Raw genomic sequence first — 26,898 nt, 5'->3', positions numbered from 1 at the left:
AAACGGTGACAGGGCGTTGTCGCGGACGGCTGCGAGGGTCGGCGGCATGACGATCACCGAGGGCATGAAGATCACCAAGGGCATGACACTCACCGATGGCATGACGCTCACCGACGAGGACTGCCTCGCCGAGACGCTGGCATTCAACAAGGAATTCGAGGCCACCGCAGCGGGCCGCCCGGCGCGCGAAAGGACGCCGGACGCAACCGCGCTGGCCGCCCTGCGGCGCAACCGGCTCGGTGGCGACGCGCCACCGGTGCGACTGCCGCAGGGCCGGGACCGCGTCATTGCCGGCGGGGTGCGGGTCCGGGCGTTCGTGCCCGACCGCGTCGACGGCGTGTATCTGCACCTCCACGGAGGCGGCTGGGTATTCGGCTCCGCGGACGGGCAGGACGAAAAACTGTGGCGGCTCGCCGAGCAGGCACGGCTGGCCGTGGTCAGTGTGGAGTACCGCCTGGCGCCGGAACACCCGTTCCCCGCCGGGCCCGATGACTGCGAAGCGGCCGCCCGGTGGCTGGTGGACCATGCCGCGGCCGAGTTCGGTACCCAACGGCTGCTGATCGGGGGCGAATCGGCCGGTGCCCACCTGAGCGTCGTCACCCTGCTGCGCCTTCGCGACCGGTACGGCATCACCGACGCGTTCCGGGCGGCCCACCTGCTGTTCGGCTCCTACGACCTGTCGATGACACCGAGCCAGCGATTGTTCGGATCGAAGCGGCTGTTGAGCAACACCGACACGCTGCGGCGGACCTACGAGCTGTTCACCCCCGGCACGGGGGCGGAACAACGCCGCGACCCCGCGCTCTCACCGCTGTTCGCCGACCTTGCCGGTCTGCCCCCCGCCCGGATCGTCGTCGGCACCGAGGATCCGCTGCTCGACGACTCGCTGTTCCTGGCCCGGAGGTGGCAGGCGGCGGGCGCACCCGTGCAACTCGGTGTCGTCGCCGGCGCCATGCACGGCTTCACCCTCTTCCCGCTGACCGTCACCGAGCGGGAACAGCGGCGCGAGCGGGACTTCCTGTCCACCGCGGGACGGTAGCGTCGCCGGCATGAACCGCACTGCCCGGCTCTATGCGCTGGTGGAGGAATTGCGCGCGGCGGCGCCGCGGCCGCTGACGGTCGCGGCGCTCGCCGCGCGATTCGAGGTGAGTACGCGCACGGCGCAGCGCGACCTCCAGGCGCTGATGGCGGCCGGTCTCCCGGTGCGCACCGCCCCCGGGCGAGGCGGGGGCTGGTCGATCGACCCGGAAATGACCCTGCCCCCTATCCACTTCACCGCCGAGGAAGCCTCCGCACTGGCCGTCGCCCTCGCCGCGACCGACGCCCGTGCCCCGTACGCCGGTGCGGCCCGCACGGCGGCCCAGAAGGTCGCCGCCTCGATGACGGGCCCCGTCTCGGCGGCGGCGCAGGAACTCGCCGCACGGATCGTGACGCTGCCCTCGCCGTCCGACTCCACGGTCCGCGCCGCGGTGGAACAGGGTCTCGCCGCCCACACGGTGCTGCGGCTGACCTACATCGACGCAGCAGGACGCGAAAGCGACCGCGTGGTGGAACCGGCCGGACTGCTCACCGCCAACGGCCGGTGGTACCTCATCGGGTGGTGCCGTACGCGACAGGCCGGCCGGGGCTTCCGGCTGGACCGCATCACGGCGGCGGTTCCCACCACGGAGCGGGCGCGGCCCCACGACCTGACCGCACTCCTGCGCGGCTCGGCCGCAGCCGACGCGGTGCGGCCCACCACGCTGGCTCCCCTCACACCCCTGGCCTGAGAGCGGGAGCCGGGGGACGACACCCCGGCTCCCGCTCTCCTACAGGGCTCGACGCCCGGTCCCTTCAGTGCCCGTGCGCCTCGTGCACCTCATTGGTCGCCGCGATCGACTTCCACGACTTCGGCTGCGCCACCGGCGCCTTCCGCGCCGCCGCCGCGATGCCCGTGGCCGCCCCAGCGGCCGGCTTGGCGGGCTGGAACAGCCAGGTGCCGAAGAAGCCGGCGAGCTTCTTGCCGGACTTCTTCTCCGCGAACTTCACGAAGTCGGCCACCGAACCGTTGCCGTACCTGTTCTCCGTCGGCCACGCCTTGAGGATCTCGAAGAAGACCTTGTCGCCGACCTTGTTGCGGAACGCCTGGATGGCCAGCGCACCCCGGTCGTAGACGGCGATGTCGAACTGGTTCTTGGCACCGGGGTCGCCGGGCTTGACCTTCCAGAACGCGTCGTCGGCCGGGTGCTGCGCGTAGACATAGTCCGCGAGCTGCTGCGCGGTGCCCTCGCCCTCCTTCTCCGGCCACAGCCACTGGGCGTAGCGGGCGAAGCCCTCGTGGACCCAGATGTCCTTCCAGTCCTTGAGGGACACGCTGTCGCCGTACCACTGGTGCGCCAGCTCATGGACGATCACGGACACATTGGCGCCGTTGTCGAACACCTTCTTGCCGTAGAACGGCCGGGTCTGGGTCTCCAGCGCGTACCCGGCCGGCACGTTCGGCACATACCCGCCCAGCGCATTGAAGGGGTAGCGGCCGAAGAGGCCCTCCTCCCACTGCACGACCTCGGCCGTACGCGCGATGCTGGCCTTGGCCGCGCCCTCGTTGGCGCCCAGGTCCTTGCTGACGGCGTTGATCACCGGCAGGCCGTTCGCGGTGGTGTCCTTGGTGATGTCGAACTTGCCGACCGCCAGCGTGGTCAGATACGTCGACTGGGGCTTGTCCGAGCGCCAGTTGTAGCGGGTCCAGCCGAGTTTGGAGGTCTCGGACAGCAGCACGCCGTTGCTCAGTGCCTGGGTGCCGTCCGGGACGGCCACCGAGATGTCGTAGGTCGCCTTGTCGGTGGGGTGGTCATTGCTCGGGTACCACCACACGGCGGCGTCCGGCTCCTGTGCCACCACACCGCCGTCGGGCGTACGGGCCCAGCCGCTGTAGCCGTCGATCTTCACCTGCGAGGGCGTGCCCGCATAGCGCACCACGACGCTGATCTGCCGGCCCTTCTCCAGCGGTGTGGCCGGGGTGACCTCCAGCTCGTGCTTGCCGGAGGTCGCGAAGCGGGCCTTGACGCCGTTGACGCGGATCTCGCTGACCTTGAGGCCGAAGTCCAGGTTGAAGCGGGAGAGGTCCTGTGTGGTCGTGGCGAGCAGCGTGGCGGTGCCCTCCAACAGGTCGGTCTTCGGCTGGTACTTGAGCCTCAGGTCGTAGTGGGAGACGTCGTACCCGCCGTTGCCGCTGTCGGGGTAGTAGCTGTCGCCCACCCCCGGAGCCCCGGGCCGGAAGCTTGCCGCCGATGCCGGGATCGCCAGCAAGAGACTGAGCACCGCGGCACCCGGGACGATAAGTCTGTGACGCACGAGTCCTCCAAGTAGGTGGGGAGAGGGATCTCTTGGGCCCTGTGGATCGGACCCTATGTACTCATCGTGGTCATCGTCATGTCCATGGCCCCATCCGACACATGACCGACATCTCGCCGACACGCACCCCGTAGCGCCCCCTTCTGTACGGGAGTTGAGCAGCCGCGCTACGGTCCGCGCGTGACCATACGTGCGTGGATACCCCACATCCCCTGGAAGGCGCTCGTCGTGGCGGCCACCGTCGCCCTGTTGTCGATGCTCCTCGTGCCGGGCGGCGCCGGCGCGGCTCCCGCGGCCGCCTCCGCCGCTTCCTCGGCTTCCGCCGCCTCCGGCGGGAGCAGACCCGTGTACTCCTACGCCCACGCGATACGCGAATCGGTGTGGGTGGACACCCGGCTGGACGGCGACGCGGACGGCAGGACCGACCGGGTCGCCGTCGATGTCGTGCGGCCCCGCGAGCCCGCCCAGCAGGGCCATCGCATCCCGGTGATCATGGATGCCAGTCCGTACTACTCCTGCTGCGGGCGCGGCAACGAGAGCCAGAAGAAGACCTACGACGACAAGGGCCGCCCGGTCCAGTTCCCCCTTTTCTATGACAACTACTTCGTTCCCCGCGGCTATGCCACGGTCCTGGTCGATCTGGCCGGAACCAATCGCTCCGACGGCTGCATCGACATCGGCGGCCGCTCCGACATCCAGTCGGCCAGGGCCGTCGTCGACTGGCTGAGCGGCCGGGGGCGCGCCTACACCGCCCGTACGGGAGGCAGACCCGTCACCGCCGGCTGGTCCAACGGCCGCACCGGCATGATCGGCAAGAGCTGGGACGCCACCATCGCCAACGGTGTCGCGGCCACCGGGGTCAAGGGCCTGAAAACCATCGTCCCGATAGCCGGCATCTCCTCCTGGTACGACTACTACTTCGCCAAGGGCGCCCCGCTCTACGACTCCGGCCCCGACGCGCTGGCGAAGGACGTGGAGAGCCCCGCGGCGCAGAAACGTTGTGGCGCCGTCCAGAAGAAACTGGTCGAGGGCGCGCCCCGCACCGGGGACTGGACCGGTCTGTGGACCGAACGGGACTACGTCCGCAACGCCGCCAAGGTGCACGCCAGCGTCTTCATGGTGCACGGGATGCAGGACCTCAACGTCCGTACCCGCCACGCCGGACGCTGGTGGGACGCGCTCGCCCGGCACGGCGTCGAGCGCAAGATCTGGCTGTCGCAGACCGGGCACGTCGACCCCTTCGACTACCGGCGCGGCACCTGGGTCGCGACCCTGCACCGCTGGTTCGACCACTATCTGATGGGCTACGGCAACGGCATCGACCGCGAGCCGATGGCCGACATCGAGCGGGCGCCCAACACCTGGTCCACCGACGCACAGTGGCCCGCGGCCGGTACGCAGACCACCACCCTGCGGCCCCGTAACGCCACCGCCCCGGGCGCCGGCATCCTGGGCACCGTACCCGCCCCGGCGGGTACGGACGCGGCCTTCACCGACGACCCCCAGCACAGCGAGGCCGACTGGGCGGCGGGGATCGACAAGGCGACCCCGGACAAGGCCGGGTTCACCACCGCACCGCTGAAGGCGCCCCTGCGGCTGTCCGGCTCCGGCAAGGTGACGATCACCGCCACCCCCAGCACCTCGACCGCGTATCTGTCCGCCGTCCTGGTCGACCTCGGCCCCGCCACCATCCGCAATTACGGGGGCAAGGGCGAGGGCATCACCACCCTGACTCGGCACACCTGCTGGGGCACCGGCACCACCGGCGACACCGGCTGCTTCAAGGAGACCGCCGCCGACACCCAGAAGGTCGCCCACACCGTCTTCAGCCGCGGCTGGGCCGACCTCGGCAACTACGCCGACCCGCGCAAGGGCCGCCCGCTCACCCCGGGCAAGGCGTACACCATCACGCTGGACCTGGCCGCGAGCGACCACATCGTGCCCGCCGGCCACCGTCTCGCGCTGATCGTCGGCGGGACCGACGCGGGCCTGATCGACCCGCCGGCGTCCCGGCCCCGGCTGACCCTCGATCTGGCGCGCACCGTCGCCCGGCTGCCGCTGGTCGGCGGCGCCCCGGCGTTCGACCGGGCCACGGCGGGCGCCGCACGGCAGGCGGCCGGCGGAACGCTGAACGGCATCGCCCCGCCCGCGGTGATCAGCCGCATACCGTCCGCGGGTTGACCCGGCCGGGGGCCGCCCCGCACCTCGGGGCGGCCCCCTTCCCGTCTCTCCTCGACCCCAGGAGGCCCCCTCGTGAGACCCCGCTCCGGCAGCCTCACCCGTGCCGCCCTCGCCGTCGGCCTGATGGCCGCCCTCGCCGCGGCGCTGCCCGCTGCCCCGGCCGGCGCGGCCGGAACCCGGCTGCCCCGTACGGGCTTCGAGATCAGCCACGGCGCCCGCTGGACCGGCCAGTCGGAGGAACGCTCCTTCCTCGCCGCGGTCGACCGCGCCACACCCCGGGTGCGCCTCGACCGCATCGGTACCACCCGGCAGGGCCGCCCGCTCCGGCTCGTACGGATCGGCGCCCCCGCCCCCAAGAGCCCCCAGGACGTACGCCGCGGCAACTCCGTGCTGCTCATCTGCTCCCAGCACGGCGACGAACCCTCCGGCCGCGAGGCGTGCCTGACCACCGTGCGCGATCTGGCCTACGCCCAGGACCCGGCCACCCGGCGCTTCCTCGCCCGCACCAGCGTGCTGGTCCTGCCGACCGCCAACCCCGACGGCCGGGCGGCCGACACCCGCGGCAACTCCGAGGGCACCGACATCAACCGCGACCACCTCGCCCTGACCACCCCCGAGGCCCGCGCGATGGCCGCCGTGATCCGCGACTACCGTCCCGACACCATCTACGACCTGCACGAATACACCCCCACCGCGCCGTACTACGTCAAGGACGTGCTGTCGCTGTGGCCGCGCAACCTCAACACGGCACCCGCGGTGCACCGCGAGGCCACCGTCCTCTCCCGCGACTTCGTCGCCCCGGCCGTCCGTGCGGCGGGCCTGAGCACCGGCGTCTACGGCATCTGGACCGACCCGGAGACCGGCGCACCGGTCAAACAGGTCGCGGGCGACGGCCAGGAACGGATCCTGCGCAACACGGCGGGCGTGAAGGGTTCGGTGGGACTGCTCGTCGAGACCCGCGTCGATCCCCTGACGGCCGCCGAGAAGGCGGACCCAGCGCGGGGCAACCGGCGCCGGGTCGCCTCCCAACTGGCCGCTCTGCACGGCGCGTTCACCTTCCTCGACCGGCACCGTTCACGGATCGAAGCGGCCACCACGGCCGCCCGGACCGCCGGATACGCCGACCGCGGCCCCGTCTACCTCGGCGGTGCGGACAACGAACCCGCCACGGACCAGGACGTGTTGTCCGACCCGCCGTGCGGATACCGCCTGGATGCCGGGCAGCTGGCCGCCGTCGAGCGGCAACTGACGCTGCACGGAGTCGGGTGGCGGCGCGAGCGCGACGGGGGAGCGGTCGTCCTCCTGCGGCAGTCGCGGCGCGCTCTCGTCCCGCTGCTGCTGGACCGGCGGGCCCACTACCACCTCACGGCGGCGACACCGGTCGGCCGGGACGTCTGCGCAGGTGGGCGCGCCATCCGGAGGTGATCGCGACGTAACCCTGCGGACGTCATCCGGACAAAACCGGACCTTAGGCTGGGGGGCAGCACCGTCGTCCGTCGAAGGAAGCACATGCCCCGCGCTGCGCGCGCCCTGCCCGCCTGGCTCGCCCATCCGCTCCGCTGGCAGCGGCTGCCCGTTCCCTGGGCCGCCGTCGCCCGCGGCGCCCTGTGTGCCGGGCCGCTGCTCGGCGCGGGCCTGGCCACCGGCCATACCGCGGCCGGTGTACTGGCCGGGCTCGGCTCGATGCTGGCCGGTGTCAACGACCGCCCCGGCACCCGGCGCACCGGCATCGTCCACATCGGACTGCCCGCCCTGGCCTCGGCGCTCGGCATGCTGATCGGCGCCGCCCTGCACGCGTCCGGCGCGGGCTGGTGGATCGTCGCGGCGCTGTTCGCGGTCGGCTTCGTCTCCGGCGCGGGCAGCGTCGCCGGACCCGTACGCTCCACCGCCGGCATGCAGATGCTGGCCACCACCATCCTCGGCGCCGGTATGCCGTTGCCCGGCACCCCCTGGGGAAAGGCCCTCTGCGTCCTGGCGGGCTGCCTGTGGCTGCTCCTGCTGCGGCTGGTCCTGCGGCCGCCGCGTCCCACGGGCGGTGCGCTCGACGGCGAGCGTGCGGCCGTCGCCACCGTCTTCGACGCGCTCGCCGACGCCCTGGCCGCGGCGGGCGCCCCCGGCGCCGAGTCCGCCCGTCGCCGGCTGACCGCCACCCTGGACCGCGCCGACGAGGCCCTCCGGCTGCGCCGCCTGACCAGCAGACTGCTGCGGCGGCCGGCCCGTACGGAAGAACTCCTGCTCGCCGAGCGGTTCAGCGCGGCGACGGCGCTGTGCGAGGCCAGCGTGGCGCTGCTGTGGGAGGCCCGGCCGCTGCCCGCCGCGGTCGTGGAGAGCCCGCGGCGGTTCGCCGACGCCCTGCGCACCGGGCGGTCACCGGGGCGGCTGTCCGCGCCGGAGACCAGTTCGGCGGCGCGCCGGGCCTTCGACCGCGCCCTGCTGGACGCGGCGGTCGCCTTTGCCCGGACGGCGCCCACGACGCGGCCCGGACGGCCGGGCCCCGCCGCCCCCGAGCCCCTCCGGCCGCCCCTCGCCCGCCGCGCGGCCGACGCCGTCGCCCGCCGCACCCGCCCGGGGCGCAGCCTCGTGGAGCCCGCCGGACGCGACTACGGCCTGCGGGTCGCCCTGTGCATCGCCGCCAGCGCCGCCGTCGCGCTGCTGCTGCGCGCCGACCACTGGTACTGGCTCCCGGTGACCGCCACCTTCCTCGTCAAGCCCGACCTGGGCCCGCTCTTCTCCCGTACGGTCAACCGCTTCACCGGCACCGTCGCGGGCGTCCTGGTCTTTGCCGCGGCGGGGCAGCTGCTGACGTGGACGGGCGCCGGGGCGTGGTGGCCCGCCGTGGTCGCCGGTGCGGGCGGTGCGCTGCTGCCGTTCGCCACCCGCCACTTCGCGCTCCAGACCGTGGCGATCACCCTCATGGTGCTGTCGTTCGTGACCGTCGGCGGCGATCCCCAGGCCGCCGCCGAGCGCATCGTCGACACCTCCCTCGCCTGCGGCATCGTCCTCGTCGTCGGCCATCTGCCGCATCTGGCCGACCCCCGCCGCCGGGTCGGCCAGCGCGTCGCCGCGGCACTGCGCGCCACCGAGGACTTTCTGCGGCACGTCCTGGAATCCGCCCCCGGAGCCGACCCCACCGCACGCCTGGCGCTGCGCCGTGCGGCCTACCGCGCGCTCGCCCAGGCCCGTACGACGGCCGAGACCGCCGCCGCCGAACTCCGCACCGCCCGCGACCGCACCCCCGACTGGCTGACCGGCGTCACCGCCGCCGAGCGCATCGTCGACGCCGCCACGGCCTGCGCCGTACGCCTCGACCACGGCGCCCGCCGCCCCGCTCCCGACGAGGCCGAGCGGCTGTGCCAGGCCCTCGCCACCATGGCCGATGCCTTCGAGGCCCCCCGCCACCGTGCCACCGGTACCTCTGCCCCCGCCGTCGACCTTCGGGCCGACCCGGACTGCGCCACGCTGACGGACGTCGCGTCCGAACTGGAGCGTCTGCGGGGGTATGCAGGGGCGGGGTAGCCGGAAGGTGCGGCCTCGACACAGCCGCCGCGGTTCTTACGACCGGGGTATCCGCGCGAACGTATCGATCCAGAACCGCTGCGCCTCGTGGGACGCCCCGACCAGATAGGTGGACCGCAGTTTCGGCGGCAGCAGCGGCAACAGCCGGGCCACCGCATCCTGATGCTTGCCGAGCTGGGACAACTCGGCGTTGGCCAGGATCTGGTGCACCAGATCGCTGTCGTTGGACCCCTCGCTCGACTCGGCCGCCGCCGTGCGCAGCCGCTGTTCCCAGGCGTCGATGTCCTCGGCCAGCTCCCGCAGCCCGGTGACCGGACGTTCGCTGAGCCGGTCGATCAGGGCGGTCAGTGGCACCGGCGCATACTCGCCCTCACCCAGATACACCAGGCCCATCTCCAGCGGCAGCCCCCGCTGATGGAGCCTGATCAGCCGCTCGAGGGTGCGCTTGGTGATCCAGGCGCGGCCCTCCTCGTCGATATCGTGCTTCCACCACTCCAGGACCGTCTCCGCGACCGCCCCGTACTTCGCGATCAGCCACTCATTGGCCGGGATGTCGCCGGGCTCGACGGTCAGCGAGGCGGTGAAGCGGGTCGCCTGGGCGATGTTGTTCCGCGCGACCAGCAGCTTGCGGCCCAGGTGGTAGGGCGGATTCTGCACGGCGATCTGCGCCCGCAGATTCTCGATCCGCCGGCCCGCCAGCGACCACTCCTGAGTGATCTCCATCAGCTTGGCGAACGTCGCCTTGTCCTTGGGGCGGTTGTACTCGTCCCAGACGATGGCCTTCGGCTCGGTCCCCAGAAAGGACCCGGCCAGCAGGTTGTCCAGAGAACCGTCGGCCGTCGGGATCGGGGCACACAGGTCCTCGACATTGGTCACCGGCATCGAGAAGTACAGCGGCTCGCGGCCGCCCAGGCCCTCCCGGACCGTCTCGCGCACCAGCTCCGTCTTGCCGCAGCCGGGCGGCCCCTGCAACAGCACCGACCAGCGGTTGCGCAGCGCCGCGCGGACGACCGAACGGACCGGATCGGGGATCGTCGCGGGATTGGCGGCCCCGACCGCCGCGGCGATCCGGTCCAGGATCTCGGCCGTACGGTCCTTGCCGGGCTTGCCGTCGGCGCGCTGCTCGCGCAGCCGCAGCCGCTCGCCGTTGACCAGCGGCAGCCCCCAGCGCAGCGGGAAGCCCTCCTGCGCATTGGCCAGGATGTGGTCGAGGGTGCGCGGGGAGAGCACCTCGCGCAGCCCCGGGCCCAGGGCCGCCCAGGTGGTGAACACCTCACGCAGATTCCACCGGGGGTACTTCGCGGCCAGCTCGTAGCGCCAGGCCGTGTCATTGGCGGTGATCCGGAGCGTCACCATCCGGTCCAGTACGGCCAGATCGCTGCGCCGGGCCGCCGTCTCCGCCAGCGACTCGTTGTCCGTCAGGAAGACACCGATGCAGCCCAGCGCCCGCAGATCGAACTCGCCCAGCGTCCAGTTGCAGGCGATCTGCATCAGCTGCGACTGGATGGTCGCACCGGCCTGGAGCGAATCGTCGATCAGCAGCACGAACGGCTTACCGGGCCGCAGCTGGCTCATCACCAGCTGCCGCAGCACCAGTTCACCCGTCCCGGCGTCGCGCACCGGGGCGTTGGCGAGCAGATCGTCGGGCGTGAGATTGGCGGCCGGGACGAAGACCAGCTCGGCTTCCGGGTACGCCGCGGGCAGATGGCTGAAGAAGGTGGCGGTCTTGCCGATGCCGTGCTCGCCGAAGATCTGGCCGGTCTGCCCCATGTCGATCATCGCGTCGATGAACGACTCCAGCCGGGAGACGCCCGTCCAGCCCTCGGGCCGCTCCGGATAGGTGGCACTGGCCCGCCAGCTCAACTCCTCGGCCGCGTCCCCCTTCTGGGCCCCCTTCTTCGCCGCCGTCTCCGCTGCCTTCTTCGGTGCCTTGGCCGCGGCCGCCTTCGGCGTCGCGGTGGGCGTGGTCGTGCTCATCGGTCTCCTGTCGTCACCCGGTGGCAGGCCATCTGCGGGGTGTGGTGGTCGGGCCAGTCGTCGCCGCCCTCGGTGATCAGCCAGATCCATTTGTCCGGCTCGGCGGGGGTGATGTGCGGTGCATAGCCGTCGGTGAGCATCACCACGGCATCCGGTATCTCCTCGAAGGGCACACCGTCGAGCGCCGTACGGCCCTCGACGTAATCGGCCACCGCCTGAAAGCTGGTGCCCCCGCCGCCGTACACCCTCTCGCCGGGCCGGAACGGCATCACCGCGCCGTCGAACGACAGCCAGTGTGCCGACACCCCGTCGATCTCGCCGACCAGCTTCGTCAGCCACTCCACCACCCCGTCGGGCATCGAGCCGGAGGTGTCATAGGCGATGACCAGCACCTTCTCGCGCTCCGCACCGCGGCGCGAGAGCATCGGGTCATGGCCCAGCGCCGCCAGCAGGGCGCCGCGCTTCTTCGGATAGACCAGCCGCTCGCCCTCCCGCAGCTTCGAGGCGAGGACATCGACGAGCCAGCGCTGCCACCAGTCGACCTTCCCGGTCCGGGCGGTCTCCCCGCGCAGCGCCCCGGCACCCAGCCGCCCCCATACCTTGCTCGCATGCTCCGACGTGCCGTCCGTACGGTCCATCAGGTCGAGCAACTCCCGCTCCGCGCCCGGATGTCCGCGGCGCGCGGCCAGCAGGGTGTTGAGCAGCGCGGAGGAGACGGTCTCGTCGATGGTCTCCTGGTCGGCGCCCGCCCCGGAGCCGCTCAGATGCGCACACACCGTCTCCGGCGGCGTGGGAGGGTGCTTCATCCGCTTCAGCTCGTTGAAGACGGTCATATCCGTCTCGACGAAGTCGTCGTAGCCCAGCGGTTCGTGGCCCTGGCCGGTCAGGTCGGCGGCGTAGTCCTGGTGGACCTCGCGCGGATCCACGCCCGTCGGGGCGCCGTCGAGCACGGGGAGGCCGGCGCGGCCCAGCCGCACCAGCGCGACGTGATTGATGGACACCTCGGCGGCGAGGGTGAAGAGCGGGTCCGCGCGCAGCTCCGGATCGGCGAACAGATGGCGGTGCACCAGATGGCGCGCCTCGTGGAAGAGGACGAACTTCACGCCCGCCAGGCCCAGTCGGACGAAGAACTCCGGGTTGTAGAGCAGCGGGCAGGTGCCGTCCCCCGAGGCCACCACGGCGGCGGTCGCCACGGCCGTCGTCGGGATCTGCTGGGGGCACTTCGCATAGATCCACGAGGCCACCACGGATTCCGTCAGCCCGAAATCCAGCAGCGCGGCCTCCTTGAGCCGCCGCGCCTCCTCCACCACCTCCGGCTCCGCCGGCCGCCACCGCTCCAGCGCCCGCCGGTCGGTCAGATCGACCACCGGCCGGTGCCCCGCAGTTGTCGCGTCATACGCCATGATCCACCCCCGTGCTCAGCTGCCTTCATTGGTATCAGGCGGCACTGACAACGGATCTTGGGGAGGGTGAAGAGGGGGCGAAGAACGAGCGCGAAGACGGGGCGGCGGGGTCCGGGGAAGGGGGCGAACCAACGCCTGGCGGCATGAAGTTGCCGCCAGGCGTCAGCCGTCTACCGCCTACCGCCGTCCGCCCTCCCCGCCCAGCAGCCCCGCCCGCCGCAGCGCATCGGCCATCGCGTCATTGGCCGGTCCGGCGTCGCGGCCGCCCCTGCGGTCCCCGCCGCGGCCCGCTCCGCCGGCCTGCCGCTGCCGCGGCGCACCGCCGCGGCCGCCCTCGCGCGATCCGCCACCGCGGCGCTCACCACCACCGCCACGCTCGCCACCGCCACGCTCGCCACCGCCACGCTCGCCACCGCCACGCTCGCCACCGCCACGCTCGCCACCGCCACGCTCGCCACCACGGCGCTCACCGCCACCGCGCCGTTCGCCGCCGCCCGCCGGCGCGCCCTTGCCGGGCTCGTCGTCCAGCCGCAGCGTCAGCGAGATCCGCTTGCGCGGAATGTCGACATCGAGGACCTTGACCCGCACGATGTCGCCCGGCTTGACCACGTCCCGCGGGTCCTTGACGAAGGTCTTCGACATCGCCGACACATGCACCAGCCCGTCCTGGTGGACGCCGACGTCCACGAACGCCCCGAAGGCGGCGACGTTGGTCACCACGCCCTCCAGGAGCATCCCCGGCTGGAGATCGCCGATCTTCTCCACGCCGTCCTTGAAGCTCGCCGTCTTGAAGACCGGACGCGGATCGCGGCCCGGCTTCTCCAGCTCCTGGAGGATGTCGGTGACGGTCGGCAGACCGAAGGAGTCGTCGACGAAGTCGGCGGGCCGCAACGTCCGCAGCGCCGCCGTGTTGCCGATCAGCGAGCCGACCTCGGCGCCCGCCGCCGTGACCATCCGGCGCACCACCGGGTACGCCTCCGGGTGCACGCTGGAGGCGTCCAGCGGGTCGTCGCCGCCCCGGATGCGCAGGAAGCCCGCGCACTGCTCGTACGCCTTCGGGCCGAGCCGCGCCACATCCTTGAGCGCCTTACGGGAGCGGAAGGGGCCGTTGCTGTCCCGGTGCGCGACGATGTTCTCGGCGAGCCCGGAGCCGATGCCCGACACCCGCGAAAGCAGCGGCGCGGAGGCGGTGTTGACGTCCACCCCGACACCGTTCACACAGTCCTCGACCACCGCGTCCAGGGAGCGCGAGAGCTTCACCTCGGACAGATCGTGCTGGTACTGGCCGACGCCGATCGACTTCGGGTCGATCTTGACCAGTTCGGCCAGCGGGTCCTGGAGGCGCCGGGCGATGGACACCGCGCCGCGCAGCGACACATCCATGTCGGGCAGTTCCTGCGAGGCGAAGGCCGAGGCGGAGTACACCGAGGCGCCCGCCTCGGACACCATCACCTTCGTCAGCTTCAGCTCCGGCTGGGCGGCGATCAGATCGGCCGCCAGCTTGTCCGTCTCGCGGGAGGCGGTGCCGTTGCCGATCGCGATCAGCTCGACGTCGTGCTCGCGCGCCAGCTTCGCCAGCGTGGCCAGCGAGGCGTCCCACTTCTGCTGGGGCACATGGGGGTAGATGGTCTCGGTGGCGGCCACCTTGCCGGTCGCGTCCACGACGGCCACCTTGACGCCCGTACGGAAACCGGGGTCCAGGCCCATCGTGGCGCGCGTCCCGGCGGGCGCCGCCAGCAGCAGATCGCGCAGGTTGGACGCGAAGACCCGCACCGCCTCGTCCTCGGCGGCCTGCCGCAGCCGCAGCCGCAGATCGATGCCGAGGTGCACCTGGACACGGGTGCGCCAGGCCCAACGGACCGTGTCCAGCAGCCACTTGTCGGCCGGGCGGCCCCGGTCCGCGATCCCGAACTGCCGGGCGATGGACTGCTCGTAGGACGTCGGCCCTTCCACCTGCTCGGTGTCCGGCTCCAGCGCGAGGTCGAGGACCTCCTCCTTCTCGCCGCGGAACATCGCCAGCACCCGGTGCGAGGGCAGCTCGGTGAACGGTTCCGCGAAGTCGAAGTAGTCGGCGAACTTCGCGCCGGCCTCCTCCTTGCCCTCGCGCACCTTGGCCGCGACCTGCCCCCGTGACCACATCCGTTCGCGCAGCTCACCGATCAGATCGGCGTCCTCGCTGAACCGCTCGGTCAGGATGGCCCGCGCGCCCTCCAGGGCGGCGGCCGGATCGGCGACCCCCTTGTCGGTGTCCACGAACGTCGCGGCCGCCGCGGCCGGCTCCACCGAAGGGTCGGTCAGCAGCCCGTCGGCCAGCGGCTCCAGGCCCGCCTCCCGGGCGATCTGCGCCTTGGTGCGCCGTTTGGGCTTGTACGGGAGGTAGATGTCCTCCAGGCGCGCCTTGGACTCCGCGCCCCGGATCTGCGCCTCCAGGGCGGCGTCCAGTTTGCCCTGGGACCGTACGGATTCCAGGATCGCGGTCCGACGCTCCTCCAGCTCCCGCAGATAGCGCAGCCGCTCTTCGAGCGCACGCAGCTGCGCATCGTCGAGCATCTCGGTGGCTTCCTTGCGGTAGCGCGCGATGAACGGGACGGTCGACCCGCCGTCGAGCAGTTCGACCGCGGCCCTGACCTGCCGCTCCTTGACGCCGAGTTCCTCGGCGATCCTCGCTTCGAGGGACCCGAGAGGCCCGGTGGACACAGTGGATGCCGTCACGTTGATCCTGCCCCGCCTTCCAGCGCTTGCTTGAGCCTGCATTGTGCCGGGTGCCGGGCCGCGCTGTCGCACCGCCCGGCCGCGCGCGCCGGGGTGTGAGAAGGCGCACCCACACCCCGGCGGCCGGGGCATGCCCGACGGGTCGGCGTGGGCCCGCCCCGGCTCACTTGCCGAACATCTCCGCGGGGAACGCCCCGGCGCTCAGCGCGGCGGAGGTGAAGCCGGTGGCCAGTTCGGTCAGGCGGGCCACGCCCTCGGCGCCCAGGTGCTCGTACGGGCCGCGGTCCAGCCGGTCGGTGTGGCGTTCGAGGTCCTTGCGCAGCCGGACGCCGGCCTCGGTCAACTCGCCCTCCGCGTCCAGGAGGCCACGGGACCGCAGCCGTTCCTGTGCGGCCTGCCAGTCCTCCGGCGACCAGCCCCGGGTCGCCATGACGCCCTGATAGCTCATGCCGCGCCCGCTGGCGGTGTGCGTGACCAGCGCCTCCAGCCCGTCGAGTTCGGCGTCCAGCAGCGCCAGCAGATGCCCGTCGCCCCGGTGCTCGCGCAGCAGCGTCGCCGCGCGCCAGTAGGCCAGGTGCGGGGCGTCCGGTACGGGCAGATCGGCGTGTGCGGCGTACAGCGGACGGGCCTGGCGGGCGCAGCCCTCGGTGGCCCGCAGCGCCAGTTCGGCGGCCTCCGCCATCTCAGGTGAGTCGAGCGCCGCATCGCCGAGCAGCCGGCGCAGGGTGACGTCGGCCGCCCGCAGCCGGGCCTCCAGCACGGCCTCCGGCGTGGTGACCGTCCAGACGTACGGCACGTGCTGTGCGATGAGGTCGTGGTGGAAGTTGTAGAAGGTGGCCGTGATGGTGCCGGGACCCACCGCGCCCATGGCGGCGCCCCGTGCGGCGAAGTAGGCGGCCCGGCGGTTCCCGATGCCGGCCTTGGCCAGCTCCTCGCCGAACTCCGGCGCGAAGTAATGCGTCGAGTGGTACGGGTTGACGACGTTGTGACACTGGCGTCCGGCGTTCTCGGGCAGTGCGCTCGTAGAGGTCATACGAGCAGGTTACCGACCGCTCGGTATGGGCGCACCGCGGCCCCGGCTCCCGTCCGTCCCCACCCGCACGCCGCGCATGGCAGAAAAGGTGGGAAATTCGTCATTGCCGCCATCGCCACCGCTCTCCAGGATGGAGACATGGAACAGCGCGATGTGCTGGTCGTCCTCTTCGACGGCCTGCAAAGTCTCGATGTGAGCGGACCCGTCGAGGTCCTGAGCGGCGCCACCCTCACGGTCCCTGGCGCGTACCGGATCCGTACGGCAAGCCCGGACGGCGCCCCGGTCCGCGCCTCCAGCGGGCTGACGCTCACCCCGGACCTCGCGCTTCGCGACGCCACACCGCAGCACACCCTCCTGGTGCCCGGCGGCAACGGCACCCGCGCCCCCGACCCGCGGCTGATCGACTGGCTGCGCATGCAGGCACCGCACGCCCGGCGCACGGTCTCGGTGTGCAGCGGCGCCCTGTTGCTCGCCGAGGCGGGGCTGCTCGACGGGCGCCGCGCGACCACCCACTGGGCGCTGTGCGAGACCCTGGCGCGACGATTTCCCGCCGTACGCGTCGAACCGGAGCCGATCTACGTCCAGGACGGCGACCTGTTCACCTCCGCGGGCGTCACCGCCGGGATCGACCTGGCGCTGGCTCTGGTGGAGCAGGACCTCGGCCGCGATCTCGCGCTGGACATCGCCCGCCACCTGGTCGTCTTTCTGCGCCGGCCCGGCAACCAGACCCAGTTCAGCGCCCAGCTCGCCGCCCAGACCGCGGAGCGGCGCCCGCTGCGCGACGTCCAGCAGTGGATCACCGAGAACCCGGCGGCGGACCTCTCCGTCGACGCCCTCGCGGCCCGCGCCGGACTCTCCCCCCGGCACTTCGCCCGCGCGTTCCGCGACGAGGTCGGAATGACCCCCGGCCGCTATGTGGACCGCATCCGCCTGGAGGCCGCCCGGCGCCGCCTGGAGGACACCGCCGACGGCATCGAGGAGGTGTCCCGCCACTGCGGCTACGGCACCCCCGAGGCCATGCGCCGCGCCTTCATACGTGTCCTGGGCGCGGCCCCCGCCGAATACCGCCGCCGTTTCCAGCCGGCCCCCGTTCCCGCCGTCTGACCCACCCGGACCACCACCGGCCCACCCACGCCGACCCATCCCCAAGGAGCCAGCCCGTGCAGATCGCCATCCTCCTCTTCGACCGCTTCACCGCCCTGGACGCCGTCGGCCCGTACGAGACCCTCAGCAGGCTGCCGGGTGCCGAGACGGTGTTCGTCGCCGAGCGGCCCGGTGTCCACCACAACGAAGTCGGCTCCCTCGGCCTGGTCGCCGACGCCGCGCTCGCCGACGTCACCGAGCCCGACATCCTCGTTGTGCCCGGCGGGCCCGGGCAGATCGCGCACATGGACAACGGCGCGCTGCACGAGTGGATCCGCGCCGTGGACGCCCACACCGCCTGGACGACCTCCGTGTGCACCGGCTCGCTGTTGCTGGGCGCGGCGGGCCTCCTCAAGGGCCGCCGCGCCACCTCCCACTGGCTGGCGCTGGACCAGCTGCCGGGGCTGGGGGCCGAGCCCACGGGGGAGCGGGTGGTCTTCGACGGCAAGTACGTCACGGCGGCCGGCGTCTCTTCCGGTATCGACATGGGACTGGCCCTGGCCGGCCGGATCGCCGGGGACGCCGCCGCCCAGGCGATCCAGCTCGGCATGGAGTACGACCCGCAGCCGCCGTACGACGCGGGCGCCCCCGACAAGGCCCCGGCCGAGATCACCGCGGCCCTGCGCGCACGCAGCCGTTTCGTGCTCGCCGTGGAGGAGTAGAGCGCCCCGGCCGTTACCCGGCTAACCCGCGGGCCAGGTGAAGCGCGGCGCCCGGCGCTCCAGGAAGGCGGCGGCACCCTCCACGGTGTCGCCGCTCTCGCGCGCCTGCGCGGCCCAGTACGCGCCGCGCTCCTCGGCGTCGGCGGGCGAAACGTCCCATGTCCCGTCGGCGAGCTCCTTGGCCGCGGTCTGCGTCAGCAGCGACCGGCCGGCCAGTACGGCGGTGAAGTCCGCGACCCGCTTGTCCAACTCGCCCTCGGGCAGCACCTCGTCCACCAGCCCCGTACGCAGCGCCCGCGCGCCGTCGATCAACTCCCCCGAGAACAAGAGGTACTTGGCGGTCGAGGGCCCGATCAGCCGGACCAGCCGCCGGGTGGCGGACGCCGGATAGGCGACCCCCAGCTTCGCCGGTGTCACCCCGAACAGCGCCCCCTCCTCCGCGAACCGCAGATCGCAGGCCGCCGCCAGCTGGCAGCCGCCGCCCACGCAGTACCCGCGGATCACCGCCAGCGTCGGCCCGGGAAACGCCGCCAGCGCTTCCTCGGCCGCCACCGCCAGCCCCTGGGACTCGCCCGCGCCCTCCCGCAGCGCCCCGATGTCCGCCCCCGCGCAGAAGGTCGTGCCCGCGCCCGTCAGCACCAGCTGCCGTACGCCACGGTCGCCCGCCAGGCGTTCCAGCAGCGGCGGCAGTTCCCGCCACATCGGGACGGTCATCGCATTGCGCTTGCCGAGGTTGCTGATGGTGACGGTCGCTGTGCCGTCGCTGACATGCGTTTTCAGGCCCGGTTCCATGCCCGGATATTAGAGCGGCCAAGGCACGGGCGTCCGGATACGATCGGCGGCCTGATGTCAGCAACCCTTGTCGCCAAAGACCTCGCCGCCGGCCACGGCGAGCGCGTCCTGTTCTCCGGCCTCGATCTGGTCGTCGCCCCCGGCGAGGTGATCGGCCTGGTCGGCGCCAACGGCGCGGGCAAATCCACGCTGCTGCGCCTCCTGGCCGGTCTGGACACCCCGGAGGAGGGCAAGCTCGCGCTGAGCCCGCCCACCGCGACCGTCGGCCATCTCCCGCAGGAGCCCGACCGCCGCCCGGGAGAGTCCGTACGGGAGTTCCTCGCCCGCCGCACCGGTGTCGCCGAGGCCCAGCGCGCCCTGGACGCGACGACCCAGGCGCTGGCCGAGGAGCGCCCCGGCGCGGACGACGCCTACGCCGTCGCCTTGGAGCGCTGGCTCGCGCTGGGCGCCGCCGACCTCGACGACCGCGCCGACGAGACCGCCGCCCAGCTCGGCCTCACGGTCGGCCTGGACCGGCCGATGACCTCCCTGTCCGGCGGCCAGGCCGCCCGCGCCTCGCTCGCCTCGCTGCTGCTCTCGCGCTACGACATCTTCCTCCTGGACGAGCCGACCAACGACCTCGATCTGGACGGCCTGCGCCGCCTGGAGACCTTCGTCACCGGCCTGCGTGCCGGCACGGTCCTGGTCAGCCACGACCGCGAGTTCCTCACCCGTACCGTCAGCCGCGTCGTCGAGCTCGACCTCGCCCAGCAGCAGGTCAATACCTACGGCGGCGGTTACACCGCGTACCTGGAGGAGCGCGAGCGGGCCCGCCGGCACGCCCGCGAGGAGTACGAGGAGTACGCCGATACCAGGGCCGCCCTGGAGACCCGCGCCCACACCCAGCGCAACTGGATGGAAAAGGGCGTCCGGAACGCCCGCCGCAAGGCCCCCGACAACGACAAGATCGCCCGCAAGGGCCGGGTCGAGGCCACCGAGAAGCAGGCCGCCAAGGCCAAGCAGACCCAGCGGCTGATCGAGCGGCTGGAGGTCGTCGAGGAGCCGCGCAAGGAGTGGGAGCTGCGGATGGAGATCGCCGCGGCGCCCCGGGCGGGCGCGGTGGTGGCCACCCTGCGCGGCGCCGAGGCCCGCCGCGGCGACTTCCGCTTCGGCCCCGTGGACCTCCAGATCGACTGGGCGGACCGGGTCGCCATCACGGGCCCCAACGGCTCCGGCAAGTCCACCCTGCTCGCCGCCCTCCTCGGCCGGCTCCCGCTGGACGCGGGGCATGCCGCCCTCGGCCCGGGCGTGGTGGTCGGCGAGATCGACCAGGCGCGCGGTCAGCTCCTCAAGGGACGCAGCCAGGGGGACGAGCCCCTGATGGACGCCTTCCGGGCCTGCGTACCGGACCTCTCGCCCGCCGACGTCCGCACCCTGCTGGCGAAATTCGGCCTGAAAGCGACGCATGTACTGCGCCCGGCGCACACCCTCTCGCCGGGCGAGCGGACCCGCGCCGCCCTGGCCCTCCTCCAGGGCCGCGGTGTCAATCTCCTCGTCCTGGACGAGCCCACCAACCACCTCGACCTTCCGGCCATCGAACAGCTGGAGTCGGCGCTCGCCTCGTATCCGGGCACGCTGCTGCTCGTCACCCACGACCGGCGGATGCTGGACGCGGTGCACACCACGCGCCGGATCGAGGTCGACGGCGGGCGGATCACCGACCGTCGGGTGTGAGCCGGACCACACCGAACCGTTCATCGCCTCATCGATTTGGTCCTGCGTCTCCTGCCCCGTACTGTGGTGTTCACCGACGCGGGGTGGAGCAGCTCGGTAGCTCGCTGGGCTCATAACCCAGAGGTCGCAGGTTCAAATCCTGTCCCCGCTACTCAGTAGGACGGCAGGCCCGGTGCTCAGGCACCGGGCCTGCCGTCGTATGCGGCCGGGCCCTCGGGCGTGTGCTGCCGCCCGTGGCGCAGACCGTTCGGCCGTTCTTCCCGGCCGTTCCTGCAATACGGCACAAAGCGGGCAAGAGTAGTCGCCCCGTCGAGCAGACCGCACGAAATCAGCCAGAAGGCGTCAATAGGCGCTGACTTGCGTTCAGCGGGCCGGTCCGGACCAGCGCATTCCCAACACTCTTCTTGTGAGGATGCCTTCCGGACCCCCCGCAGAACCCCCCGAGGAGCTGACCTCCCCGCCGGCGTACGAGGGTGCCTGGCGGTTCACCGCCCCGGCGCTGGAGTCGTCGGTGCCGCAGGCGCGCCACGCGGTACGGGATCTGCTCACCGAACAGCGTGCGCCGGTCGCCGCCGACATCATGGACGGTCTGCTGCTGATCGTCTCCGAGCTGGTCACCAACGCCGTCCAGCACGCCGCCCTGCTCTCGCCGGAGATCGCCGTGGAGCTGACGATCGGGCCGAACTGGCTGCGCGTCGCCGTCGAGGACAACCACCCCTACCGTCCCAAGGCGCTGGAGGCGGACGAGGGCGATGTCGGCGGCCGCGGCCTGTGGCTGGTCAAGGTGCTGACCGCGCAGGCCGGCGGCAAATGCGATGTCGAGCACACCGCGAGCGGCGGCAAGGCCATCTGGGCCGAGCTGCCGCTCGCCCCGCTCGCTACCAGCCCGCCGACGCTCCTGTGAGCTCACGCACCGCCGGGCGCGCCGCGTCCAGCACGGTCATGAACCATGCGGAGAACGGCGCCGCGGCGTGCCGTTCGGCCAGCTCCTGCGGTGTCACGAACGTGATCTCGCCGATCTCCTCCGGATCGGGCGCCGGCTCGGCGCGGACCAGCCCGACGAAGAGGTGGTTGTACTCCTGCTCCACCAGGCCGGAGTCCGGGTCGGGATGGTTGTAGCGCACGGTGCCGGCCTCGGCCAGCAGCGCGGGGGCCAGACCCAGCTCCTCGGCGGTGCGCCGGGCCGCGGCCGCGAACGGCGTCTCGCCCGGGTACGGGTGTCCGCAGCAGGTGTTGGACCACACACCGGGGGAGTGGTACTTCGACATCGCCCGGCGCTGGAGCAGCAGCCGGCCCTTCTCGTCGAAGAGGAAGACCGAGAACGCCCGGTGCAGCTGTCCGGGGGGCTGATGCGCGGCGAGCTTTTCCGCCGTGCCGATCGTCGTGCCGTCCTCGTCGACCAGCTCCAGCATGATCGGTTCGGCGGCGCCGTCCGGCGTGCTCACCGCAGCGTCCCCGGCGGTCTGTCCGTTGGCAGGTGTGATCGGCATGCCCATCCTTGTCGTCGGTCCTCGACGCCCAGTCTGCCCCACCTGTGTGCCCATCAGACGCACAGCGGGCCAGGTCGTGCGCGGTGCCGCGGTCTTCGTCGAGTTCCGGCCCGGCGTCCGGAGGGCGGTCCGGAAGTGTGTCCGATTGCAAAACGATCAGCGGGTGGCGGTCGCGCGCGGCAGTCGTCACGGCGGTCGTCACGGTCCTCGTCGCAGCCGTTCGCGCGGCCGGACCGTGAGAGGGGCCACACCCGCGGGCCGCCCGCATGGCCCCCGCCACACCCGCCCCGGCACAACCCACACCACCTGTGACCAGCCCGCTCATAACCGGCACGGATCGAGCGGCTGGTCAGGACGGCAGTTGTTCAGGGGCCGTCCGATCCACCATGATGATCGCGGCAGACGCAGCCGTCGGTCACCCGATCGGGCGGTGAATGCGCGGTGAACGGCCGCATCCGGCGATCCGATAACCTCTGCCGACGTGCCACCCGGCCCCAGCCGCCGGGTGTGCCGCGCCCGCTGCCCGGGTAGTTCGTATCGAATCGGATCGATCGCGGACCTCCCGTGCTGCCTTGTCAGCATCCAAGGAGTGAGTTCGTCTGTCGACCGCCATCCTCACCGGTCCGCCGGTCGCCGGGTCGTCGCTCGAAGCCGACCTGCGCACGCTGGGCTTCGACGTCCGTACGGCGGACGATGCCACGGCCGTCGCCGAACTGATCGCCGCCATGCCCGCCCAGGAGCGGGTCGCCGTCGTCGATCCCCGGTTCGTCGGCCATCTCCACCTCCTTCGGCTGGCACTGACCGACCCGCGCTTCCCGGCCGCCGCCGCCCCCGGCGTGCTCACCGCGCAGCCCGAGGCGCGCTCCGCGCTGCTGAGTGCCACCGCCAAGATCCCGGTCGGCGCCGGCACCGCGCATCTGACGGATGTGCTCACCGACACCCTCACCGAGTCCCTGGAGCGCGCGGACATCGGCCTGCACCGCGTCGAGCCCGGCACCCTGGTCGCCACCGTCGCGCTCACCCCGGCGCAGCGCGAGGAGGCCCGCGAGGCCGTCGCCGCGGTCGATGACGAGGCCGTACGGCTGCGCACCGCGGTGAAGTCCCGTGACGGGTTCTTCACCACCTTCTGCATCAGCCCGTACTCGCGCTACCTGGCGCGCTGGTGCGCCCGCCGCGGCCTCACCCCCAACCAGGTCACCACCGCCTCCCTGCTCACCGCGCTGATCGCGGCGGGCTGCGCGGCCACCGGAACCCGCGGCGGGTTCATCGCCGCCGGCGTCCTGCTGCTCTTCTCCTTCGTCCTGGACTGCACCGACGGGCAGCTCGCCCGCTACTCCCTCCAGTACTCGACGATGGGCGCCTGGCTGGACGCCACCTTCGACCGCGCCAAGGAGTACGCCTACTACGCGGGTCTGGCCCTGGGCGCGGCCCGCTGCGGCGACGACGTCTGGGTGCTGGCCCTGGGCGCGATGGTGCTCCAGACCTGCCGCCATGTCGTCGACTTCGCCTTCAACGAGGCCAACCACGACGCCACCGCCAACACCAGCCCCACCGCCGCGCTCTCCGACAAGCTCGACAGCGTCGGCTGGACGGTCTGGGTGCGCCGGATGATCGTGCTGCCCATCGGCGAGCGCTGGGCCATGATCGCCGTCCTGACGGCCCTGACCACCCCGCGCATCGTCTTGTACGCCCTGCTCGTCGGCTGCGCCCTGGCCGCCTGCTACACCACGGCCGGCCGGGTGCTGCGCTCGGTCACCCGGCACGCCCGCCGCACCGACCGGGCCGCGCAGGCGCTGGCGGACCTGGCCGACTCCGGCCCGATCGCCGAGCTCGTGTCCAAGGGGCCGGCCTCCCGCGGCTATATGGGCGCCCCCTTCATGGCGGTGGCCGGTGTGGCATTCCTCATCAGCCAGCTGGTGTGGAAGGACGGCGGGAGCTGGTGGCCCGTGGTCGGCGCGGCCGTCTACGCGCTCTTCGCCGGTGGCGCGGTCGCCCGCCCGCTCAAGGGCCCCCTGGACTGGCTGGTGCCGCCCCTCTTCCGGGCCGCCGAATACGGCACGATCCTGCTGCTGGCCGCCCGCGCGGACGCCCCCGGAGCGCTGCCCGCAGCATTCGGCCTGGTCGCGGCGGTCGCCTACCATCACTACGACACCGTCTACCGCATCCGCGGTGGCACTGGGGCCCCGCCGCGGTGGCTGGTCCGGGCAACCGGCGGCCACGAAGGACGCGTCCTCGTGGTGACGGTCCTGGCGGCCGCGCTGTCCCCTGAAGGTTTCACAATCGCGCTCACCGCGCTCGCCGTGGTCCTGGCGCTGCTGGTGCTCGTCGAGAGCATCCGCTTCTGGGTCTCCTCCGGAGCACCCGCCGTACACGATGAAGGAGAACCCGCATGATCGGCCTCGTGCTGGCCGCCGGCGCCGGACGGCGTCTGCGCCCCTACACCGACACCCTGCCCAAGGCGCTGGTGCCGGTCGACGGGGACACCACCATCCTGGACCTGACCCTCGGCAACTTCGCCGAGATCGGCCTGACCGAGGTCGCGATCATCGTCGGCTACAAGAAGGAAGCCGTCTACGAGCGCAAGGCGGCCCTGGAGGCGAAGTACGGCCTCAAGCTGACCCTCATCGACAACGACAAGGCCGAGGAGTGGAACAACGCCTACTCCCTGTGGTGCGGCCGTGACGCCATCAAGCACGATGTGATCCTCGCCAACGGCGACACCGTGCACCCGGTCTCCGTCGAGAAGACCCTGCTCGCCGCCCGCGGCAACGGCCAGAAGATCATCCTCGCCCTCGACACGGTCAAGCAGCTGGCCGACGAGGAGATGAAGGTCATCGTGGACCCCGACAAGGGCGTCCAGCGCATCACCAAGCTGATGGACCCGGCCGAGGCCACCGGCGAGTACATCGGTGTCACCCTCATCGAGGGCTCCGCCGCCGACGAGCTGGCCGACGCCCTGAAGACCACCTTCGAGCGCGACCCCGACCTCTACTACGAGGACGGCTACCAGGAGCTGGTCAACCGCGGCTTCCAGGTGGACGTGGCCCCGATCGGCGACGTCAAGTGGGTCGAGATCGACAACCACGACGACCTGGCGAAGGGCCGTGACATCGCATGCCAGTACTGACCCGCCTCATCCCGTCCCCGGTCGTCGTCGACATCAACGCCGGCGCCCTGGACGACCTGGCGGGCCTGCTGGCCGATCAGCGCATCTCCGCGTCCGGCAAGCTCGCCATCGCGATCAGCGGCGGCTCGGGGGCACGGCTGCGCGAGCGGCTGTCCCCCGCGCTGCCGGGCGCCGAGTGGTACGAGGTCGGCGGCGGCACTCTGGACGACGCGATCAAGCTCGCCGACGCCATGAAGAAGGGCCACTACGACGCCGTCGTGGGCCTGGGCGGCGGCAAGATCATCGACTGTGCCAAGTTCGCCGCGGCGCGCATCGGTCTGCCGCTGGTCGCCGTCGCGACGAACCTGTCGCACGACGGCCTGTGCTCGCCGGTCGCCACCCTCGACAACGACGCCGGCCGCGGCTCCTACGGTGTGCCGAACCCGATCGCCGTGGTGATCGACCTCGACATCATCCGCGAGGCCCCGGTCCGCTTCGTCCGCTCCGGCATCGGCGACGCGATCTCCAACATCTCCGCCGTCGCGGACTGGGAGCTCTCGCACCGCGAGACCGGCGAGGCGATCGACGGACTGGCCGCCGCCATGGCCCGCCAGGCCGGCGAGGCCGTCCTGCGCCACCCCGGAGGCGTCGGCGACGACAACTTCCTCCAGGTGCTGGCCGAGGGTCTGGTCCTGACCGGCATCTCGATGTCGGTGGCCGGCGACAGCCGCCCGGCCTCCGGAGCCTGCCACGAGATCAACCACGCGCTCGACATCCTCTACCCCAAGCGCTCGGCGAGCCATGGCGAGCAGTGCGGCCTGGGTGCCGCCTTCGCCACGCATCTGCGCGGGGACAAGGAGACCCGGGACATGATGGTCGAGGTGCTGCGCCGGCACGGTCTGCCGGTCACGCCGGGCGAGATCGGCTTCACCGACGAGGAATTCGTCGAGGCCGTCGCCTACGCACCCAAGACCCGCCCGGGGCGCTACACCATCCTCGAGCACCTCGACCTGTCCACCGACCAGATCAGGGATGCCTACGCCGACTATGCACAAGCCATCGGTAGCTGAGCTCCGGCCGGTCGTTCATCCCCCGGGGGTGAAGGACCGGCGGAGCGGCGAGCACTGGGCCGGCCGGCTCTACATGCGCGAGATCTCCCTGCGCATCGACCGGCACCTGGTGAACACCCGGGTCACGCCCAACCAGCTGACCTACCTGATGACCGTCTTCGGCGTCCTCGCCGCCCCGGCGCTGCTGGTGCCGGGGATCGCGGGCGCCGTGCTCGGCGTGCTCATGGTCCAGCTGTATCTGCTGCTCGACTGCGTCGACGGCGAGATCGCCCGGTGGCGCAAGCAGTATTCGCTCACCGGTGTCTGGATGGACCGCGTCGGTGCGTACCTCACCGACGCCGCCGTGCTCGTCGGCTTCGGCCTGCGCGCCGCCGACCTGTGGGGCTCGGGCCGGATCGACTGGCTGTGGGCCTTCCTCGGCACGCTGGCCGCCCTCGGCGCCATCCTGATCAAGGCGGAGACGGACCTGGTCGGCGTGGCCCGCGCGCAGAGCGGCAAGGAGCAGGTCAAGGAGACCGCGTCCGAGATGCGCTCCTCCGGCATGGCGCTGGCCCGCAAGGCCGCCGCCGCGCTGAACTTCCACCGGCTGATCCTCGGCGTCGAGGCGTCCCTGCTGATCGTGGGACTGGCGGTCGTCGACCAGATCAGGGGCGATCTGTTCTTCTCCCGTCTGGGCGTCGCCGTGCTCGCCGGCATCGCGGTCGTCCAGACCCTGCTCCACCTCGTGTCCATCCTCGCCTCCAGCAGGCTCAAGTGACGGGGGCGTC

At 72.2% G+C, this 26,898-nt stretch carries 20 protein-coding genes and 1 tRNA gene; 14 read left to right on the top strand and 7 right to left on the bottom strand.

What is annotated here, in order from left to right:
* The first annotated feature begins 46 nt into the window (after positions 1-46).
* Entirely contained in the window at positions 47-1,039 is a 993-nt protein-coding gene (locus SNA_RS25235) for an alpha/beta hydrolase (protein ID WP_241779828.1), read from the top strand.
* A gap of 10 nt (positions 1,040-1,049) precedes the next feature.
* Positions 1,050-1,769 carry a helix-turn-helix transcriptional regulator gene (locus SNA_RS25230; RefSeq protein WP_030064208.1) on the top strand — a complete coding sequence of 240 codons (720 nt, stop codon included), beginning with the start codon at positions 1,050-1,052 and terminating at the stop codon, positions 1,767-1,769.
* Positions 1,770-1,833: 64 nt separating this feature from the next.
* On the opposite strand, the gene SNA_RS25225 is transcribed toward SNA_RS25230, so the two are convergent.
* Positions 1,834-3,333, bottom strand: a complete 1,500-nt coding sequence (locus SNA_RS25225; RefSeq protein WP_044366892.1) for a M1 family metallopeptidase — start codon at positions 3,331-3,333, stop codon at positions 1,834-1,836.
* Between the two features lie 180 nt (positions 3,334-3,513).
* On the opposite strand from SNA_RS25225, the gene SNA_RS25220 reads away from it, so the two are divergent.
* The 3 genes from SNA_RS25220 to SNA_RS25210 all read left to right on the top strand — a co-directional run bounded on the left by SNA_RS25220 (position 3,514) and on the right by SNA_RS25210 (position 9,030).
* Complete coding sequence (locus SNA_RS25220; protein WP_044366890.1) at positions 3,514-5,514, top strand: Xaa-Pro dipeptidyl-peptidase; 2,001 nt, start codon at positions 3,514-3,516, stop codon at positions 5,512-5,514.
* Positions 5,515-5,637: 123 nt separating this feature from the next.
* Positions 5,638-6,939: a M14 family metallopeptidase gene (locus SNA_RS25215; RefSeq protein WP_044367208.1), complete on the top strand. Its 1,302-nt coding sequence runs from the start codon at positions 5,638-5,640 to the stop codon at positions 6,937-6,939.
* Positions 6,940-7,023: 84 nt separating this feature from the next.
* Positions 7,024-9,030, top strand: coding sequence for an FUSC family protein (locus SNA_RS25210; RefSeq protein ID WP_044366888.1), 2,007 nt, complete (start codon positions 7,024-7,026; stop codon positions 9,028-9,030).
* A 36-nt stretch (positions 9,031-9,066) separates the two neighbouring features.
* On the opposite strand, the gene SNA_RS25205 is transcribed toward SNA_RS25210, so the two are convergent.
* From SNA_RS25205 to SNA_RS25190, 4 genes are all read right to left on the bottom strand, one after another.
* The gene (locus SNA_RS25205; RefSeq protein WP_104532067.1) at positions 9,067-11,007 is read right to left on the bottom strand and encodes an AAA family ATPase; all 1,941 of its coding nucleotides are present in this window, start codon (positions 11,005-11,007) and stop codon (positions 9,067-9,069) included.
* Positions 11,004-12,410, bottom strand: a complete 1,407-nt coding sequence (locus SNA_RS25200) for a DUF2201 family putative metallopeptidase (RefSeq protein ID WP_030064217.1) — start codon at positions 12,408-12,410, stop codon at positions 11,004-11,006. Before SNA_RS25200 ends, SNA_RS25205 begins: the two co-directional genes overlap by 4 nt.
* A gap of 177 nt (positions 12,411-12,587) precedes the next feature.
* Positions 12,588-15,122 carry a Tex family protein gene (locus tag SNA_RS25195; RefSeq protein ID WP_044366887.1) on the bottom strand — a complete coding sequence of 845 codons (2,535 nt, stop codon included), beginning with the start codon at positions 15,120-15,122 and terminating at the stop codon, positions 12,588-12,590.
* Between the two features lie 163 nt (positions 15,123-15,285).
* Complete coding sequence (locus tag SNA_RS25190; protein ID WP_030064220.1) at positions 15,286-16,155, bottom strand: SCO6745 family protein; 870 nt, start codon at positions 16,153-16,155, stop codon at positions 15,286-15,288.
* A gap of 138 nt (positions 16,156-16,293) precedes the next feature.
* On the opposite strand from SNA_RS25190, the gene SNA_RS25185 reads away from it, so the two are divergent.
* Together SNA_RS25185 and SNA_RS25180 are read left to right on the top strand one after the other, a co-directional pair.
* Positions 16,294-17,259, top strand: coding sequence for a GlxA family transcriptional regulator (locus SNA_RS25185; RefSeq protein WP_030064221.1), 966 nt, complete (start codon positions 16,294-16,296; stop codon positions 17,257-17,259).
* Between the two features lie 56 nt (positions 17,260-17,315).
* The gene (locus tag SNA_RS25180) at positions 17,316-17,960 is read left to right on the top strand and encodes a DJ-1/PfpI family protein (RefSeq protein WP_044366886.1); all 645 of its coding nucleotides are present in this window, start codon (positions 17,316-17,318) and stop codon (positions 17,958-17,960) included.
* A 21-nt stretch (positions 17,961-17,981) separates the two neighbouring features.
* On the opposite strand, the gene SNA_RS25175 is transcribed toward SNA_RS25180, so the two are convergent.
* Positions 17,982-18,752: an enoyl-CoA hydratase/isomerase family protein gene (locus SNA_RS25175; RefSeq protein ID WP_044366885.1), complete on the bottom strand. Its 771-nt coding sequence runs from the start codon at positions 18,750-18,752 to the stop codon at positions 17,982-17,984.
* A gap of 54 nt (positions 18,753-18,806) precedes the next feature.
* Here SNA_RS25175 and SNA_RS25170 point away from each other — a divergent pair, with 54 nt between their 5' ends.
* The 3 genes from SNA_RS25170 (at position 18,807) to SNA_RS25160 (ending at position 21,369) form a co-directional block, all read left to right on the top strand.
* Positions 18,807-20,465, top strand: coding sequence for an ABC-F family ATP-binding cassette domain-containing protein (locus SNA_RS25170; RefSeq protein WP_030064225.1), 1,659 nt, complete (start codon positions 18,807-18,809; stop codon positions 20,463-20,465).
* Between the two features lie 77 nt (positions 20,466-20,542).
* Positions 20,543-20,616 (top strand) — tRNA-Met (locus SNA_RS25165).
* Positions 20,617-20,877: 261 nt separating this feature from the next.
* On the top strand, positions 20,878-21,369 hold the full coding sequence (locus tag SNA_RS25160; RefSeq protein WP_030064226.1) for an ATP-binding protein: 492 nt from the start codon (positions 20,878-20,880) through the stop codon (positions 21,367-21,369).
* On the opposite strand, the gene idi is transcribed toward SNA_RS25160, so the two are convergent.
* Positions 21,344-21,955, bottom strand: a complete 612-nt coding sequence (idi, locus tag SNA_RS25155; protein WP_030064227.1) for an isopentenyl-diphosphate Delta-isomerase — start codon at positions 21,953-21,955, stop codon at positions 21,344-21,346. The two genes, SNA_RS25160 and idi, sit on opposite strands and share 26 nt — an antisense overlap.
* Before the next feature lie 599 nt (positions 21,956-22,554).
* On the opposite strand from idi, the gene SNA_RS25150 reads away from it, so the two are divergent.
* The 4 genes from SNA_RS25150 to SNA_RS25135 are packed head-to-tail and all read left to right on the top strand — an operon-like array spanning position 22,555 to position 26,888.
* A complete protein-coding gene (locus SNA_RS25150) occupies positions 22,555-24,348 on the top strand; it encodes a DUF5941 domain-containing protein (RefSeq protein ID WP_030064228.1) in 1,794 nt (597 codons plus the stop codon).
* A complete protein-coding gene (locus SNA_RS25145) occupies positions 24,345-25,082 on the top strand; it encodes a phosphocholine cytidylyltransferase family protein (protein WP_030064229.1) in 738 nt (245 codons plus the stop codon). Before SNA_RS25150 ends, SNA_RS25145 begins: the two co-directional genes overlap by 4 nt.
* Positions 25,070-26,131: an iron-containing alcohol dehydrogenase family protein gene (locus tag SNA_RS25140; protein WP_044366884.1), complete on the top strand. Its 1,062-nt coding sequence runs from the start codon at positions 25,070-25,072 to the stop codon at positions 26,129-26,131. The genes SNA_RS25145 and SNA_RS25140 overlap by 13 nt, the downstream gene beginning before the upstream one ends.
* The gene (locus tag SNA_RS25135) at positions 26,109-26,888 is read left to right on the top strand and encodes a CDP-alcohol phosphatidyltransferase family protein (protein ID WP_078970181.1); all 780 of its coding nucleotides are present in this window, start codon (positions 26,109-26,111) and stop codon (positions 26,886-26,888) included. Before SNA_RS25140 ends, SNA_RS25135 begins: the two co-directional genes overlap by 23 nt.
* Positions 26,889-26,898: the final 10 nt, after the last annotated feature.

This window comes from Streptomyces natalensis ATCC 27448, assembly GCF_000935125.1.
Taxonomy (GTDB): domain Bacteria; phylum Actinomycetota; class Actinomycetes; order Streptomycetales; family Streptomycetaceae; genus Streptomyces; species Streptomyces natalensis.
The sequence above is the reverse complement of the archived record's forward strand: the minus strand, read 5'-3'. Positions and strand labels throughout refer to the sequence as shown.

Coding starts and splice junctions, on each gene's coding strand:
- SNA_RS25200 (WP_030064217.1), bottom strand. CDS start 12,410: ATGGCGTATGACGCGACAACTGCGGGGCACCGGCCGGTGGTCGATCTG.
- SNA_RS25205 (WP_104532067.1), bottom strand. CDS start 11,007: ATGAGCACGACCACGCCCACCGCGACGCCGAAGGCGGCCGCGGCCAAG.
- SNA_RS25170 (WP_030064225.1), top strand. CDS start 18,807: ATGTCAGCAACCCTTGTCGCCAAAGACCTCGCCGCCGGCCACGGCGAG.
- SNA_RS25145 (WP_030064229.1), top strand. CDS start 24,345: ATGATCGGCCTCGTGCTGGCCGCCGGCGCCGGACGGCGTCTGCGCCCC.
- SNA_RS25230 (WP_030064208.1), top strand. CDS start 1,050: ATGAACCGCACTGCCCGGCTCTATGCGCTGGTGGAGGAATTGCGCGCG.
- SNA_RS25175 (WP_044366885.1), bottom strand. CDS start 18,752: ATGGAACCGGGCCTGAAAACGCATGTCAGCGACGGCACAGCGACCGTC.
- SNA_RS25210 (WP_044366888.1), top strand. CDS start 7,024: ATGCCCCGCGCTGCGCGCGCCCTGCCCGCCTGGCTCGCCCATCCGCTC.
- SNA_RS25190 (WP_030064220.1), bottom strand. CDS start 16,155: ATGACCTCTACGAGCGCACTGCCCGAGAACGCCGGACGCCAGTGTCAC.
- idi (WP_030064227.1), bottom strand. CDS start 21,955: ATGCCGATCACACCTGCCAACGGACAGACCGCCGGGGACGCTGCGGTG.
- SNA_RS25215 (WP_044367208.1), top strand. CDS start 5,638: ATGGCCGCCCTCGCCGCGGCGCTGCCCGCTGCCCCGGCCGGCGCGGCC.
- SNA_RS25135 (WP_078970181.1), top strand. CDS start 26,109: ATGCACAAGCCATCGGTAGCTGAGCTCCGGCCGGTCGTTCATCCCCCG.
- SNA_RS25140 (WP_044366884.1), top strand. CDS start 25,070: ATGCCAGTACTGACCCGCCTCATCCCGTCCCCGGTCGTCGTCGACATC.
- SNA_RS25235 (WP_241779828.1), top strand. CDS start 47: ATGACGATCACCGAGGGCATGAAGATCACCAAGGGCATGACACTCACC.
- SNA_RS25185 (WP_030064221.1), top strand. CDS start 16,294: ATGGAACAGCGCGATGTGCTGGTCGTCCTCTTCGACGGCCTGCAAAGT.
- SNA_RS25160 (WP_030064226.1), top strand. CDS start 20,878: ATGCCTTCCGGACCCCCCGCAGAACCCCCCGAGGAGCTGACCTCCCCG.